This window comes from uncultured Lutibacter sp., assembly GCF_947493565.1.
GTDB classification, from domain to species: domain Bacteria; phylum Bacteroidota; class Bacteroidia; order Flavobacteriales; family Flavobacteriaceae; genus Lutibacter; species Lutibacter aestuarii.
In genome coordinates this window covers 98,294-113,689 of record NZ_CANLRG010000006.1, presented here as the reverse complement: position 1 = coordinate 113,689, position 15,396 = coordinate 98,294, and the positions used below count along the sequence as shown (strand labels likewise).

General features: G+C 29.9%; 9 protein-coding genes. All 9 read right to left on the bottom strand.

The genetic code is table 11. The features are described 5' to 3' along the window. Nucleotides 1–3 precede the first annotated feature (3 nt). Complete coding sequence (locus Q0714_RS08950) at nt 4–684, bottom strand: YjjG family noncanonical pyrimidine nucleotidase (RefSeq protein WP_298264347.1); 681 nt, start codon at nt 682–684, stop codon at nt 4–6. Nucleotides 685–769: 85 nt separating this feature from the next. Further along, a complete protein-coding gene (locus Q0714_RS08945) occupies nt 770–1,978 on the bottom strand; it encodes a polysaccharide deacetylase family protein (RefSeq protein WP_363317271.1) in 1,209 nt (402 codons plus the stop codon). 109 nt (nt 1,979–2,087) lie between these two features. Then, a complete protein-coding gene (radC, locus tag Q0714_RS08940; protein WP_298264344.1) occupies nt 2,088–2,786 on the bottom strand; it encodes a DNA repair protein RadC in 699 nt (232 codons plus the stop codon). Nucleotides 2,787–3,138: 352 nt separating this feature from the next. After that, nucleotides 3,139–5,067, bottom strand: a complete 1,929-nt coding sequence (locus tag Q0714_RS08935) for a SusD/RagB family nutrient-binding outer membrane lipoprotein (RefSeq protein WP_298264342.1) — start codon at nt 5,065–5,067, stop codon at nt 3,139–3,141. Nucleotides 5,068–5,085: 18 nt separating this feature from the next. Beyond that, nucleotides 5,086–8,208, bottom strand: coding sequence for a SusC/RagA family TonB-linked outer membrane protein (locus tag Q0714_RS08930; RefSeq protein WP_298264341.1), 3,123 nt, complete (start codon nt 8,206–8,208; stop codon nt 5,086–5,088). 869 nt (nt 8,209–9,077) lie between these two features. Beyond that, the gene (locus tag Q0714_RS08925) at nt 9,078–9,914 is read right to left on the bottom strand and encodes an endonuclease/exonuclease/phosphatase family protein (RefSeq protein WP_298264340.1); all 837 of its coding nucleotides are present in this window, start codon (nt 9,912–9,914) and stop codon (nt 9,078–9,080) included. Between the two features lie 8 nt (nt 9,915–9,922). Continuing rightward, nucleotides 9,923–11,941, bottom strand: a complete 2,019-nt coding sequence (locus tag Q0714_RS08920) for a glycoside hydrolase family 97 protein (RefSeq protein ID WP_298264338.1) — start codon at nt 11,939–11,941, stop codon at nt 9,923–9,925. 14 nt (nt 11,942–11,955) lie between these two features. Beyond that, nucleotides 11,956–14,190 (bottom strand): DUF4838 domain-containing protein, encoded by a 2,235-nt coding sequence (locus Q0714_RS08915; protein WP_298264336.1) that lies wholly within the window; start codon nt 14,188–14,190, stop codon nt 11,956–11,958. A 19-nt stretch (nt 14,191–14,209) separates the two neighbouring features. Beyond that, nucleotides 14,210–15,391 (bottom strand): PNGase F N-terminal domain-containing protein, encoded by a 1,182-nt coding sequence (locus Q0714_RS08910; RefSeq protein WP_298264335.1) that lies wholly within the window; start codon nt 15,389–15,391, stop codon nt 14,210–14,212. Between the last annotated feature and the right edge of the window lie 5 nt (nt 15,392–15,396).

The window sequence follows — 15,396 nt, the reverse complement described above, 5'->3', positions numbered from 1 at the left end:
GTTTTAAAGGTATTGTTTAATTTCTAATAAATTATTGACGCTTTTTATATTTTCAGCTACACTTTTTTTATAATAATTAAAATAAATTGCATCAATTCCAGTATTAATGGCTCCCATAACATCCGCTTCCCAATTATCCCCAATCATAATAGATTCTGTTGAACAAGCTTTTGCCTGTTCCAAAGCATATTTAAAAATTATTGGATTAGGTTTTTTAACGCCTGCATCTTCAGAAGTAATTATTTTGTCAAAATATCCCTGTAATCCAGAATTTTCAAGCTTTTTAGATTGAACTTCATTAAAACCATTGGTAATTATATGCAGATTATAGTTAGGCTTTAAATGGTCTAAAATTTCATAAGCACCTTCAAAAAGCTGATTATTATTAGGTAATACTTCAATGTAATCTACCGCTAACATATTGATTAAATCGTCCTTAACTTCATGTTTAATTTTAGTAAATGCTTCTTTTAACCTACCGTATCTCAGTTCTTCTTTTGTTATTTTTTCTTCTCTATATAACTTCCAATAATTCTCATTAATTCCTCTATAATAATTTAAAAATTTGTTGAGACTAACGTTCACTTCATGCTTTTTAAATATAGTTTCAAAAGCAATGTCTGAATTGGTTTCAAAATCCCAAAGTGTGTGATCTAAATCGAAAAAAATATGTTTAATATTCATTTGTTAAAAATAGTATATAATTTATACTAAAAAAACTATTTCAATTTAAATAAATTTTTGAAATTTTAAAAGAAATTTAGAGTACCTAATCAATTACCATATTTTTATAAATTGTAGTCCATCCTTTCCAATTGCTATTTTCACTTAAAGTTTGATTGTGAAATAATGAAATAAATGTTCCATTCACATTTTTAACCTCTTGTTTTAATTTCTGAATTTTTACAAAGCTTTCTTCATTTGTTAATTGCATATTTTCTTTTAAAGAAATATCCATTATGGCAAATGAAAATATTTTTAAGGGGGTTTGAATTTCAAAATCTAAATCGTAAAAATAAAAAGGGGTACATGTACTAGCTCTAAAACCTACAGCATTTGCATATCCCATGGTATAATCTTCCTCTATATCAATATCAATTAAATGTTGGTACGTTTCAGGAATACTAAGCCTTAAAAAATGTTGACGTGAAAACCTAATGGGGGTGTTTATAATATTTTCTAAACGTAATTTTTCTTTCTTTAATTTATCAACATTTTTAAATGAAAAATATGATGGTTGTAACCCAATTTTGGCATAATCTGCTACAGATTTTATAAGCGACTTAAATTTGCTATTTGCTGAAGAAATATTTTTATCAAACGTAGTATAATCACCTATTAAGAAGAAAAAAAGTGTTGTTACAGAATACTCTGTCTTAATTTTTAAAAGCTCTTGAAAAGTATTAAAGTGGTCTTTTTTAAAATTTAATAATGTTAGCAATCTATTCCAAATATTTAAAAACCTAAAATGAACAAAATCATTAAAAAAGCCACCTACAGTTCTTACAATTCCTTTGTGTTTGTAGGCAAATGCTGTATCTACATCTATAGTTGAAATGAGTTTAAATTCTCTGTTTGAATACTCGTAATTTGGGAACTTATTTTTTAGTTGTTCTAAAAATTTTAAAGCCCAAATATCAATCACTGGTTTTTCTAAGAAGCCATTTTTATAAGCAATACTCTCCTCTACTGGAAACCTTTCATGCATGTCTTTTACATGCGGTAAATACTCTTCATACCTACTAATTAAATAAAAACTTGCTGCAAAGATATCGAAAGGAATACTCGAAGTTTCTCCAGCCTGGAAAAAACATGGCACCTCATCCCAACTAGCAACGTTTATATCAATATCATTTATTCCTTGTTCAAATAGTAAATCATGACTCCTTATAAAAAATTCGGTACCTAATGCCGTTTTAGAATACGTGATTTTAGGTCCGTTATGAGCTACAAATTCATCAACTTTAGTAGTAAACATAATAGGAATGTGTAATACTCTAACAAAAAAATGTTTAAAAATATAGTTAAGTCTAGGAGTAATTTTGTGTGTATAAACTAAAAGCATTGTTCTAACTTTTCTAAAGCCTTTATATTAAATTTTCATCGGCAAAGCTAAAATACGCATTTTCTGTTATTATTAAATGATCTAGTACTTTAATGTCGAGCGTTTCTCCGGCTAGCTTTAATTTATTTGTAATTGATTTATCTGCCATACTAGGCTTAAGTTTTCCTGATGGATGGTTATGACACAATATTATTGCAGTTGCAAATAATTCTATTGCCTTTTTAAAAACTAACCTAACATCTACAAGCGTACCTGTAAGTCCTCCTTTACTTAATAATTCTTTAAATAAAACCTTATTTGAATTGTTTAAATAAACAACCCAAAATTCCTCATGATTCAATTCACCAATTAAAGGTTGCATAAAATTAAATACATTTTTACTAGAAGTTATTTTAGGTAACACCAAAGCTTCTTCCAACCTCCTTCTTCTACCCAATTCTAAAGCTGTGATAATTGATATTGCTTTTGCTTCTCCTATTCCATTAAATTTTTTTAAATCGTTTACTGTAAGTTTTCCTAAAGTATTTAAGTTATTATTTATAGAACCTAAAATTCTTTTTGATAATGCTACAGCACTTTCTTTTTTATTTCCTGAGCCTATTAAAATTGCAATTAATTCGGCATCGGATAATGAAGTTTTTCCTTTTAAAAGCATTTTTTCTCTTGGTCTATCATCTTCAGCCCAAAATTTAATTGATCGAATGTGGTTTTCATAATTCATAAGCATCTTTTATCCAAAGATAACAGATTTTTAGATACTTAAGTAAAAACAAAAAAAGAGAACTGGGACAAGCAGTTCTCTTTTAAAAAAAATCAATTACTAATTCAAATATTATAAACATTGGCATTTTTAAATAAACCTGAAAACTTATTTAATAAAATAAAAATTTATAATTCTTTTTGACATGATAAAGGAACGTAAATATATATTGACTAAATAATTATTTCGACCAATAACCTATTTCAAAAGACCAATTAATTAATTTACTTATTATCTTATAGTTAAGTATAAAAAAATCCCTATAAAATTATAGGGATTTTTACTCATATTAATTCAAAAATCTAGATCATTTTTAATGTTTTGCCCACCATAAAGGAGTAAATATATTATCTGATCCACCTAAATGATTGATAGCTTGCTCATAACCTTGAGGATAACTATTGTTTAATCCTGAAGGGTATTTTAATCTTTGAGGGAATACTTTAACACTATTTGTCATATAATTTCCTAAAGTTAAATCAGGTAAATTATCAATTAAATTTTCAATAGCAGGGTTCTCAAAGAATGGTAATCCAAGTCTTCTATGATCATTCCAAGTTTCTAATGGTAACCAAGGTGTTTGAGCAATAAATTTTTGAGTTATAATTTTTGTTAATAAATCATTTTTAACTGCTCCTCCTTTATAAATGGTATTTTCAGGATATTTAAACTCATAAGTTCCTGCTTGACCTGTGTAACCATCAATATAATCCATTGTTACTGTAGCAGAAGGTTCTGCAGTGTGAGTCCAACTTACTGAAGTACCAGCTCTGTTATAATTTTCTGAAGCTAAGTAAGTTCCTATATATGAAGAAACTCCATTGTATTCAAAACTAAGGCTAATTCCTTCTTCATAAGCAGCTTGACCACTTAATGGAACATCCCAACCTCTTACAGCAGCTTCAGCAATTAAGAAATATGATTCCCAAGGGCCAAAAAATACACGTTTATTAGTTCCATTTCTGTATTTATCAGCTAAACGAGGAATACTTCCTCCCCAGCTTCTTACTTGATTGTTAGATCCTTTTGCAGCCCAATCTCCAGCAACTGGAGCATTCCAAGTATTTGTAGCTTCAATAGATATATCATTTGTTTCACCATTTTCTGAATTATCAGCGTTTCCAATAACTAAGTTTCTTTTAGTTGTTGAGGTCCAACTTGGAGACCAAGAAGGGTATCTGTTATACTGTGAGTTATCAAAATCACCAGGAATTGGATACAATGCGTATGCTCTAGGATCTATTGAATGGTGTAGTCCATCAAACCAGAATCCAGCTGAAGGATCATTTGTTAATGTAGTAAAATGATCTTCAAATTTTAACCCCATATAATTAGCTGGCTTAATACTTCCTTGCTTGTCAGCCGATACTTGATCTGCAGAAGATACACCACCTAATCCAACCATTAGATTGTTTTGAGTTGCTGTTAAGAATTGGTCCCACCATTGTCTTGTCATCACACCTGTAATAGCATCCCAACCATTATTTTCTTGAACTTGGAATGTATCATCTAAAGTGGAAATATAAACTCCCCCACGAGCTGCATCTTCAAACTCTGCTTGCGCTTTTGCTGGTGCTACTTCTGATAAACGCATAGCTAAACGCATTCTTAAAGAGTTTCCGTATTGAACCCATTTTGTATAATCGTATCCATAAGCAGGATCCCAATTAGCTAAACCATCATTAGTTACACCTTCATCAATTGAATTTGTAGCCTCTTTAAGTTCTGCTAAAATAAAAGTATAAACTTCTTCAACACTGTTATAGTCAGGGTTTACACCTTGAAAACCTCCTACTGGTATTGGACCAAAATTATCAGACATTTCACTCATTAAATAAGCTCTCCAAATTCTTGCAATTTGTTTTAAGTTTGCTGTATATACTTTTGAAGTACCCGCTTCAATTTGTTCATCAGCAACTTTAATTGCATTATTAGCATCTTTTAGCCAACCTGAAATATATCTGTAATAATCACTTGTCCATCCATCACTATGGTAACCTTCTGATAAAGAACCAACAACTTGCATTCTACCTGCATCTGTCCAATACAATACAAACACTCTTTCAGCAATATGTGGATCTTGTTGTGCTCCTACAATAGAATTATCAATAAAGTATTCTACTTGAACTTGACTACTACTTGCAGCAGTAGGGTTTACATTTATTTCTTCAAATTCTGAACATGATACAATCAAACTCGCAGAACCAAGAAATAAACCTATTTTTTTAAATATTTTTTTCATTATAATATATTTTTTTTATTAAAAACTTAATGACAAGTTTAAAAATATGGTACTTGATGTAGGAGCTGACATATTCTCAAATCCAACAGCATTTGTTGCTGTAGCATAAACAGACTCAGGATCTACACCATTTAAATGACTTGAAATTAGCCATACATTGTTAGCAGAAATTCCAGCTTTAGCATTTTGAATTCCAGTGTTTTCTAACCATTTTTTAGGCAAGTTATAATTTAAAGCAACATTTCTTAATCTTACATTTGAAGCATCATAAATATTATGCTCACCTATACCTAAGTTACCAGTTCTAGAATTTAATGCTGACCAATATATTTGAGGTGAAACTCCTACTGTATTTTGAGTATATCCACCATTTCCATCATCAATAACACCATCAAAAACTATGTCTTCTCTTGCTCCATTTACTACAGTTACCGCTGCATTACCAGAACTTTGTAGAGCTCTGTTGGTACCTGAAAAGATTTCTCCTCCAATTCTAGCATCAATTAAAAAGCTGAAAGAAAGGTTCTTGTAAGCAAAACTATTAGAGAATCCAATTAAAGCATCAGGTTGTTGGTTTCCTAATTTAAATTGTTCAGTAGTTGCAGTTGGAAGTCCTTGAGCATCAACTATAATTGCTCCATTGTGTGGGCTTGTTGCATCGTCAACTCTTTGGAATTTTGTACCCCAAATTTCACCATATCCTCCACCTGCTACTGCTACAATTGATAAATTATCAAATCCTCCAAGTTGTCTTTGAGTAACATCTTCAGTTAATTCAATTATTGAATTCTCATTTTTTGAATAATTTAAATTCATACCCCATGAAAATCCATCAGGGTTGTCAATTATAGTTCCATTTAACATTAACTCAAATCCTTTATTTTGAATATCACCAGCATTCACAATTTCACTTGTATATCCACTTAAAGGATCTAATGGTAATGCAACTAATTGATTTGTTGCATTTGATTTATACCAAGAAAAATCAATCGTTAAACGGTTGCTAAACATACGAGCATCAAAACCAAATTCTAATGATTTAATTAACTCGCTCCTTACATCTGAATTGAATAATGTAGAATTACTAGTAGCAGTTGTATGTCCAAATGGATCTTTACCTATAGAATAAGAATTGTACAGTTTGTAAGGGTCTAAATCGTTACCAACAGTTGCATAAGAAGCTCTAATTTTACCAAAGTTTAACCATTCTGGTAAATTTCCGTCATTTTTCTTAATCATTTCTGTAACTACCAATGAGGTACTTATTGATGGGTAGAAGAATGATCTGTTTTCTTTACTTAATGTTGAAGACCAGTCATTACGACCTGTTAAATCTAAGAAAGCATAACCATCATAACTTAATTGTAAAGTTCCATATAATGAATTCATTCTTCTTTCACTAAATCCTTGATTTACCGTTGCTTTATTTTTACCATTGTTTAATGAAAATAAGTTTGGTACTTCTAGCTCACCTGAACTAGAACTTAATCTACTAGATTCTCTAGACATTAAATTTCCTCCTAAAGTAAATCCACCACCAAACTTTCCAAATAATTCGTCTTTTTGACCAATTAATAAGGCACTATAATTCTTTTCAATAAAGGTATTTTTACCTAAACTATATCTACCTGTTGAAGACAACGGACTTCCTGCATATAACTTAGATTCTGTATTTGTAGTATATAAATCAGCTCCAGCTTTAATTTCAGAAGTTAACCAATCTGCAATTTGGTATTTTAAAGATCCGTTTAACATAAAACGGTCTCTTGAATCCATACTTAAATTATTTTTTGAAGCCCAATAAGGGTTTATAGCTTGTGAATTAGGATCGTACCAAAACATTTTTCCAAACTCATTTGTACCTGCCTTAAAATCTGTAATATCTAAAGTTATTGGTAATGAATACATTGTTGCAAATGCATTTGAAGCATTTACACCATTCAATGGACGGTTTTCTGCTTTCGCATTGATATACTGAACTTTAACATCCGTTGTCCATTTATTATTTTTCCCAAAAGTAGATACCGATCTAGTTAATAAATTAACTCTTTCTAAAGTTGCTCCAGGAATTTTACTATCATCATTTAAATAGGTTGCAGATGAAAATAATGAGCTTTTATCACTCACTTGTTGTTGGAAAGAAATTGTATGAGTTTGGTTAATACCAGTTTTAGAATAATTTTTTAAATTATCATACGCTTTTAAGGTAACTTGCTCTCCATTCCAATTTTCAACTTGTTGTCCTTCAATTTTTGGTCCCCAACTTGAACCTCCCATTTGATCATATACTCCATTAGATCCTTGTCCGAAAGTATTTTGTAACTCTGGACTTGACCCTAAAGTTTCAAAACCTATAGAAGTTGAATAAGTAATTCCTAAACCAGGAGTTTCTTTACCTTTTTTAGTTGTAATTAAAATTACCCCATTACCTGCTCTAGACCCGTACAATGCAGCCGCAGAAGCTCCTTTTAGCACAGACATACTTTCGATATTTTCAGGGTTTAAATCTCCTAAACCGTTCCCCATATCTTGAGATGGATTCCAAAAATCATTATTCGCAGCTCCTGTGAAGTTATCCATTGGGATACCATCCACAACAATTAATGGTTGGTTATCTCCTGTTAATGAGCTATTCCCTCTTAATACAATTTTAGAAGAACTTGCAGGCCCATTACTACCCTTAACAACCTGAACACCAGCTACTTTACCAGTTATTGCATTCGCAATGTTTGATTCTCTTGATTGAGTTATAGCAGCTCCATCAACTTCTTGTACTGCATAACCAAGAGATTTTTTCTCTCTTTTAATACCTAAAGCTGTTACAACTACTTCATCAAGAGATTCAGCACTTTGCTCTAATGTTACATTAATTATACTTTTTCCATTAACAGTTACTTCTTTAGTAGCATAACCTAAAAATGAAAATTGCAATATGGCATTGTCGCTTTTAACGTCAATACTATATTTACCATCAAAATCTGATGAGACACCTGTAGTTGTGCCTTTAATAACTACATTAACACCCGGAAGCGGAGTCCCATCCGTAGCATCTGTAATAGTTCCCGTTACTGTTTGTGCTTGAATACTAGAAAAACCTACTATACAAATCACAAAAAACAGTTTTAGTACTTTTTGTATCATTCATTAATTAATTTGAGTTTATAATAGCCTAAAAGTAATTAATTAATAATTTTTACATACATAATTTCGACCAATGGCGATTCTAATTAGATTAAGGGTTTATTTTTTTATAATTTACATTGAAGTTTCTTGTTAAGAAAAGTTTACTTTAATATTAAAAATAAATAAAGAAAACACAAACAATTTAGGGTTTTAAAATACAAAAATAGCAAAAAGTATTTTGAAAACCATTATTTTGTTGACTGTATTTACCGTAATTAAGGTTAGATAGAGCGCCATTTAATATACTCAATTTTGAAAATTACAGAATTAAAACTCTTTGTTCTAACTCTGAAGAATATCCAGTATACTTATAACTGTCAAAGCTTTAAAAACCGTCTGTATAACTGGCCACACTTATTACATCACAAAGCGAATCTATTTTCCATTTACGTTCATGAATTCCTGACAGCATTTGTGTTTTATCCAAATCTCAGTGTAATACTTTGTTTTTGTTTTTATAAAATATGTTTGCATTAGGTCTAACAGATTACATTTTATCTGCCTATTAATTAACCCTTTTATTAATCTTTTTAATTTTTAATCTTTTGAAATTAAAGGCATTTTCGGTCAAACTTGAGCTGTAGATTCTCACAATCACATAGTATCATTAGCTGTTATAACAAACATATCTGGACAACCATTTATGATTTTAAAATCTATTGTGGTATTTTAAAGTATTTGGAAAAGCAATTTTTAAACATTCAAGCTTATTTCTTCATCTTTAACAGCCTATGTTACTTTTTTACTATTTTTCAACTTCTGCACTAATAAAATTCTTTTGAGACTTTATTGGACGTTTACTTAAAATTTTTTCTTTTGATAATTATCTATTCCGTTTCAAATTCAATAAATACGGGGAAGTGATCTGAAGGATATTTGCAATTATTAGAATCACTTAACACTGCAAATTTTATGACCTTAATATTATTTTTACTTGAAAAAATATAATCAATTCTATCTGTAACTGGTTTCTCAAATTTAAATCCGTTAAATGTACCTACGGGTCCAAATGGGTTTAAAATACTCGCTTTTTTTGTGTCATTTAATACCGTAGAAATTAATTCAATAGGTTTTGTTGTTGGTTTTAAATTGAAGTCTCCCATCAGCAAAACTGGGAGTTTCTGAATATTAAATTCTTGAATTTTTTGAAGTATCAATTCTGCGCTTTTAAATCTTGCTTCATTTCCAATATGATCAAAATGTGTATTAAACACCCAAAATTGTTGTTTTGTTTGTAGATTTTCAAATAAACCAAAAGTGCAAATTCGTTCCATTGATGCATCCCAACCAACAGAAATAATGTTTGGGGTTTTACTTAACCAAAAAGTTCCCTCTTTCACTATTTTAAATTTGGTATTGTTATAAAAAATAGCACTGTATTCTCCTTTTTGTTTTCCATCATCTCTACCAACTCCAATATAGCTATAGTTCTTTAACACATGATTTAAATACACAACTTGGTGGTACAACCCTTCTTGAATTCCTAATATATCTGGTTGATAAAAGCTAATTTGGTTACTTAAAAATTCTTTTCTTTTTGACCATTGATTTTCTCCATCATTTACATTATCATATCGAATATTATAAGTCATAGCTCTATAAGTTTGACCTTTTATGGAATAGGATAGTAAAAAGACAAGTAAATAATAAAGTAGTTGTTTCATTTTGAAATTTATATTGGTGAAAATTTAATTGCCTGTCCACCTCCTGGGGCAAGTTTTAATGTAAGTACTGTTTTTGATGTTACCTCTTTTTGTTTAATTTCAATAGCTTGTGGATTAGTTTTCCAATTAGCTTTTTGACCATCTGCATAAATATGAGCCATATACTTTTTATTGTTATCTAAAAAGGACAATTCTACGTTTAATTCTCGTTCTTCTTCATCTGTAATACTTCCTAAAAACCAATTATCACTATGTTTATCTTTTCTTGCTATGGTTATATAATCTCCAATTTCACCATTTAAAACGGTTGACTTTTCCCAATCGGTAGCAAAATCTTTAATGAAGTTAAATGCTGGTTGATTTTCATAATTTTCAATTAAATCGGAAGCCATTTGTAAAGGGCTATACAAAATTACAAACAATCCTAATTGCTTTGCTATGGTAGTATTAACTCTTGAGCTACCATCATCTAAAGAATTCCACTTAACCCTATTTGTTGCATTTTTAAATAGAATGTCAAAAGTACCAGGAGTATAATCTATAGGTCCTGCTAAGCCTCTTGTAAAAGGTAAAATGGTATGATGTTCAGGAGGATTTCCTGAACTCCAAGCATTCCATTCCATACCTCGTGCTCCTTCTCTTGTCATCATATTAGGATATGTTCTTCTAATTCCTGTTGGTTTTATCGGTTCATGTGCATTAATCATAATTTGATACTTGGCAGCAGATTCCACTACTTTTCTATAATGATTTACCATGTATTGTCCATGGTGAAACTGGCCTTTAGTTTGTATTGCTCCAGCATAGCCTGTTTTAACAGTTTTAACCCCTAAATTATGATACATTGAAAATACTTTGTCTAAATTATCTTCAAAATAGGCTGCGTCTCCTCCAGTTTCTACATGGCCAATAAATTCAATATTTTTAGAAGTAGCATAAGAGGTTATTTCTTTTAAATCAAAGTCTTCATAAGGTGTAATAAAATCAAAAGCTCCTTTTTTGCCCCAATTTTCCCAGCCTGTATTCCATCCTTCGGCCAATACTCCTTGTATATTATTTTTTGTGGCAAAATCTATATATTCTTTAGTTGTTTTGGTTGTAGCACCATGTCTTTCTCCTAAAGTCCAAGTATGAGTTCCTAGGTGCATTCCCCACCAAATTCCGATATATTTCATAGGTTCTATCCAAGAAACATCTTCAATTTTATTTGGTTCATTAAGGTTTAAAATTAAATTGGATGCTATCAATTTTTCTGCTTTATCCGTAATTTGAATGGTTCGCCACGGTGTAACCATTGGTGTTTTTGCTTTTACTTTCACACCATTTGGCCATGGAACTAAATTGCTTTGGAATGAGAAATTTTCTTTTTCATTAGTTAACAACGTCATTCCTGCATAATTGGTTAAATTAGCTTCATGTATGCTTAAATAAACGTCCTTTTCTGTTTTAAAAGTTATTGGTGTATTAGCACTTTCTATATGATTTATTGAGTCGTATTGATAAAGCATTTCGTAAGAATCAAAATTTGCTGGAGTGTACCAAGCAGTACAATTTTTATTAAAATTAAACTCCGTAATTTCATTACTTATTAAAAGACTATCCAATAGTTTTTGTTTAGGAATTTCATATCTAAATCCAATACCATCATCAAAGACTCTAAAAATTAATTTCATTTTTCTAAACGGTTGCACTCTTTCATGAACTGAAACCGAGAGCTCATTATAATTATTTTGAATGATTTTATTTTCTCCCCAAACTTGTTCCCAAGTTGAATTTGAGCTTGTAGTTTCAAATAAATCTATCGTGAAATTACTTGCCATATCATTCGTATTTTTAAATTCAAACCCAAGTTTAGATGGTTTGATTAATAATGAATCCTTATAAAAGATAGCATAATTTAAAAACCCTTTTGTTTCATTAAAAACCAGTTCTATTTGTTTGTTAGGTGAGAGAATATTCAATGAATTTTCTTTTTTACAACTTACTATAAAAACTAGCATTAATAGGAATGTAAAAATCTTTTTCATTTAATTTTTAAATTTTAATTAATTAACACCTCATCAGCAAAAATCCAAGAAGGTAATCCAGCTGCATGATGCCAATATGGTGCTTCTTTCATATTTTCAGCAACTACTTTTATGTATTTTGCACTTACATTTGGAAACTTCAGCTTAAAATATTTAATATCATTTATCTTACTTGTCTTGGTTAATGGTTCATCATTAATTACAGTTCCAAGTTTTGTGTAATTAATATCATCATTTGAATAATAGTACGAAACACTTTTTGGGAAAAACACGATATGATTGGTTACCTGCAAAAAAGCTGTAGTTATGGAATTTATATTATTACTTTGTTCTAAATCTATAACTGCTTCCAAATTATTACCTTCAAAACCTAACCAGTTAGCGTAAAAATTACTACCTCCTAGAGCTCCATCTGTTAAGGTTTGTGGATTTTCATTTGCATATTTTTTAGGTTTAGTTAACAAGGTTACTTTTCTTCCTTTGGCTATATTTGGTATTGTTGCAACCTCTAATGATTTTCTATAACCATTATAATATTCTTCAATCGTAAATCCCATTTCATTCATTAAAGTAATATGATTTTTTTTACAAGTTTCATAAAAATTAATGAGTTTTTCGTTCGCATATGGATTGATGTTTTTATTTCCTTTATCATCAAAAATAACTAATTGAAAATCTTTAGAAATTCCTTTTTTACAAGCTTCTAAAATAGCATAATCAACACTTATTCTTGCACATTTAATACGTTCTAAAACTTCAGGAGAGGCTGCTACTTTTTCAGCTTCATTAAAAAAAGAATCATACTGTTTTAATAATTCTGGGTTTAAAAAAGAATCAAAAGCTTGTGATGGGTCTCCATATAAAAACAAGAAAAAGTTTTTATCTATTTGTATTTTTTTGTGAACTAAATCTATATATTTTTTTACATATACTCCAGCTTCTTTATAATAACCATTCGTAAATTCAGTAATTAACTCCTCAATATCTAAATTTGGGTTCCACAATAATTTAGCTGTTATGTAGGAACGTAGTTCAAACAACTCACTTGGATTTTGACTATGCTGTTCAAAAACCCATTTTGCATTATTATTTTTAAAAAATTGAAGGTTTGGTTGTAACGTATGTATGTTTGGAAATGGTGCTAAAAAATTGGTAAACTGTGTGGTATAATCCCAAATTCTAATATTTTCAGTAATTTGTTTCCAACCTTTTAAATCTTCTGAAAAATCACCACATTTTTCTTGAATAGGCGCACTTCTATCACATTCAATAGAACATAATGTGATTAATACATTACTTAAAGGCTTTGTTTTTGAAGGCTTTCGTGTATATTGATAAGCCAATGTTGAAATGGTTTTATTTGGGAAATCAGCAGCAATTTTATTTACAAATTGTATCATAGTACCACTAGGACTTCCTTCTGCTTCATCTATAGCTTTACACTTTTCACAAGTACAATACTGTTGATTATCATTTTGACTTACAGAAATTACACTTGCTTCTGGATATTGATGAAACAAAGAAACTACAGAATCTTTCACAATTTTATAAACCTCATTGTTGGTCAAACACAATTGGGTTGGCAATCTTTTAGCACCTCTTAAAGCATAGTATTCTGGATGCTCTTTGTAAAAAACTTCTTCAGGCAAAAACTTGTTAAAAGTATGAACTCTTGCCATAGGTACGTAATATGGAAAAGCATTTGTTGTTACTTTATGTTTAGCTGCAAATTCAGGGTTTTCATAAAACAATTTTGAATGCACCGTTCTTGTGGTAATATTTGGTTGGTATTCAAAATCTATATTTTTATCTAAAGAAATTATTTTTTGTGTAGGTATATCCTCAACTTTAGGTGTATACCATTTACAATTTAAATAACCCTCTAAGAACTCATAAACTGCATTTTTAAGTGCAATTTCAGAGCCACCAGAAATAACAATATTATTAGTTTCTTCTACTTTTATTTTAAGCTTGTTTTTGTTAAAGTCTTCAACTTTTAAAAACAATTTGTATTTATTTGTAGCTACTTTATTTTCAACAACTATAGGAATTTTAACTGTAGAAATTTTTTGAATATATGCTTGTAACTCTTCTGAGACAGCTAACATTTCATTAGAAAAATTTTCGGCTATTACAATTTCATAATTAGAAGTTCCATTATTTACAAGTTGTAGTTGCTTGTTATTTTTACAAGAAATTACAATGATTCCTAAAAAACCAATCAATAATTTTATATAGATATTTTTCATCGTTACCAATAATCTTTTATTATTCTTCATATGTTATATAAGCTGATACTAACCAATGATTTAATTTATCATCAAAAGCAGCTGTTGCAGGAATTGAAATTTGTAGCGTATGTATTCCTTCTTTTAAATCTCCTAAATCAACCACAAATGGTTTTACAGATGAACCTGGACACCAATTGGATCTAGATAAATCTGACGAAGCAATTCGTTCTTCAATTTCTTTTACTTTGTAAGCTCTAGCTTCAAAATCAATATAAGAAGCCGAATCTTTTTTTAGCCAAACTCCCGATGTTGGGTTAAAGCGTCTAAATGAAGCACAATCATCTCTCCAAGGTATGGTGTCAATTACTAGTTTGTTATTGCAACGAACACTGTTTTTTATTTTAATAAATTCATCTCCTCCACTATGTCCACCATGTCCTGTAGTAGTGTAATATAATTTAACATTTTTAGCTTTTTTTGGGAGTTCAAATTTTTGTTCTAACGTAGTCTTTGCAAAAAAATCAGGTAGAGATTGTCCATTTACATAAGGTATGGTGTTTACTAATGGTTGTACTTTAAGAGTTTTTCTCGCTCGGTTTGAGTACAACAAATCTACATCTACTTCATAGCCTTCTTTTGTCCAAGTATCAACCCATACTCCAACATAAAAGGTGTTAGTAACTAAATTTTTTAACTGAGATATGTCATGTTCCCAAACTACTTGTTTTTCCCATTTTGGAATATATACAGGTTTTCTATGCTTTCCTTCATCATTACTGTAAAAACCTACACCAAAAGGTGTCATAAAGCGCATTAATTCAATAACAGGTTTATAATTCTTGGTTGTTTTTACCCCTTTAAACTTTTCGTCAATGGCTGATTCAATAGGAAATTCTTTGTTGTTTTTTGAAATATTTAGAATCGATAATTCATTTAGGTCTTTTACTACAAAACAAGATCCTGATTTGTCCCATCTATCTCCATTTGAGCGCAATGTTATTTTAATTTTAACATCTGTTCCCTTTGGAAAACTTGGAACGGTTACTTTTTTATAAATAATTCGACCATTTTGCAATCGATTAATTCCATCTTTCTCAACAATATCTCCTCCAAAATTAATAGGTTCGTTTTTAAAAATAGTATATTTTAAACTTTGCTGTGCATGTACTGAAAAAAATGCAGCAAACATTAATGTTATAAATAGGAGTTTTAATTTCATTTGAA

Bases quoted from the DNA above. Each gene is read 5' to 3' on its own strand.
- Q0714_RS08920 (WP_298264338.1), bottom strand. From the start codon at position 11,941: ATGAAAAAGATTTTTACATTCCTATTAATGCTAGTTTTTATAGTAAGT.
- Q0714_RS08925 (WP_298264340.1), bottom strand. From the start codon at position 9,914: ATGAAACAACTACTTTATTATTTACTTGTCTTTTTACTATCCTATTCC.
- Q0714_RS08950 (WP_298264347.1), bottom strand. From the start codon at position 684: ATGAATATTAAACATATTTTTTTCGATTTAGATCACACACTTTGGGAT.
- Q0714_RS08945 (WP_363317271.1), bottom strand. From the start codon at position 1,978: ATGTTTACTACTAAAGTTGATGAATTTGTAGCTCATAACGGACCTAAA.
- Q0714_RS08935 (WP_298264342.1), bottom strand. From the start codon at position 5,067: ATGAAAAAAATATTTAAAAAAATAGGTTTATTTCTTGGTTCTGCGAGT.
- radC (WP_298264344.1), bottom strand. From the start codon at position 2,786: ATGAATTATGAAAACCACATTCGATCAATTAAATTTTGGGCTGAAGAT.
- Q0714_RS08930 (WP_298264341.1), bottom strand. From the start codon at position 8,208: ATGATACAAAAAGTACTAAAACTGTTTTTTGTGATTTGTATAGTAGGT.
- Q0714_RS08910 (WP_298264335.1), bottom strand. From the start codon at position 15,391: ATGAAATTAAAACTCCTATTTATAACATTAATGTTTGCTGCATTTTTT.
- Q0714_RS08915 (WP_298264336.1), bottom strand. From the start codon at position 14,190: ATGAAAAATATCTATATAAAATTATTGATTGGTTTTTTAGGAATCATT.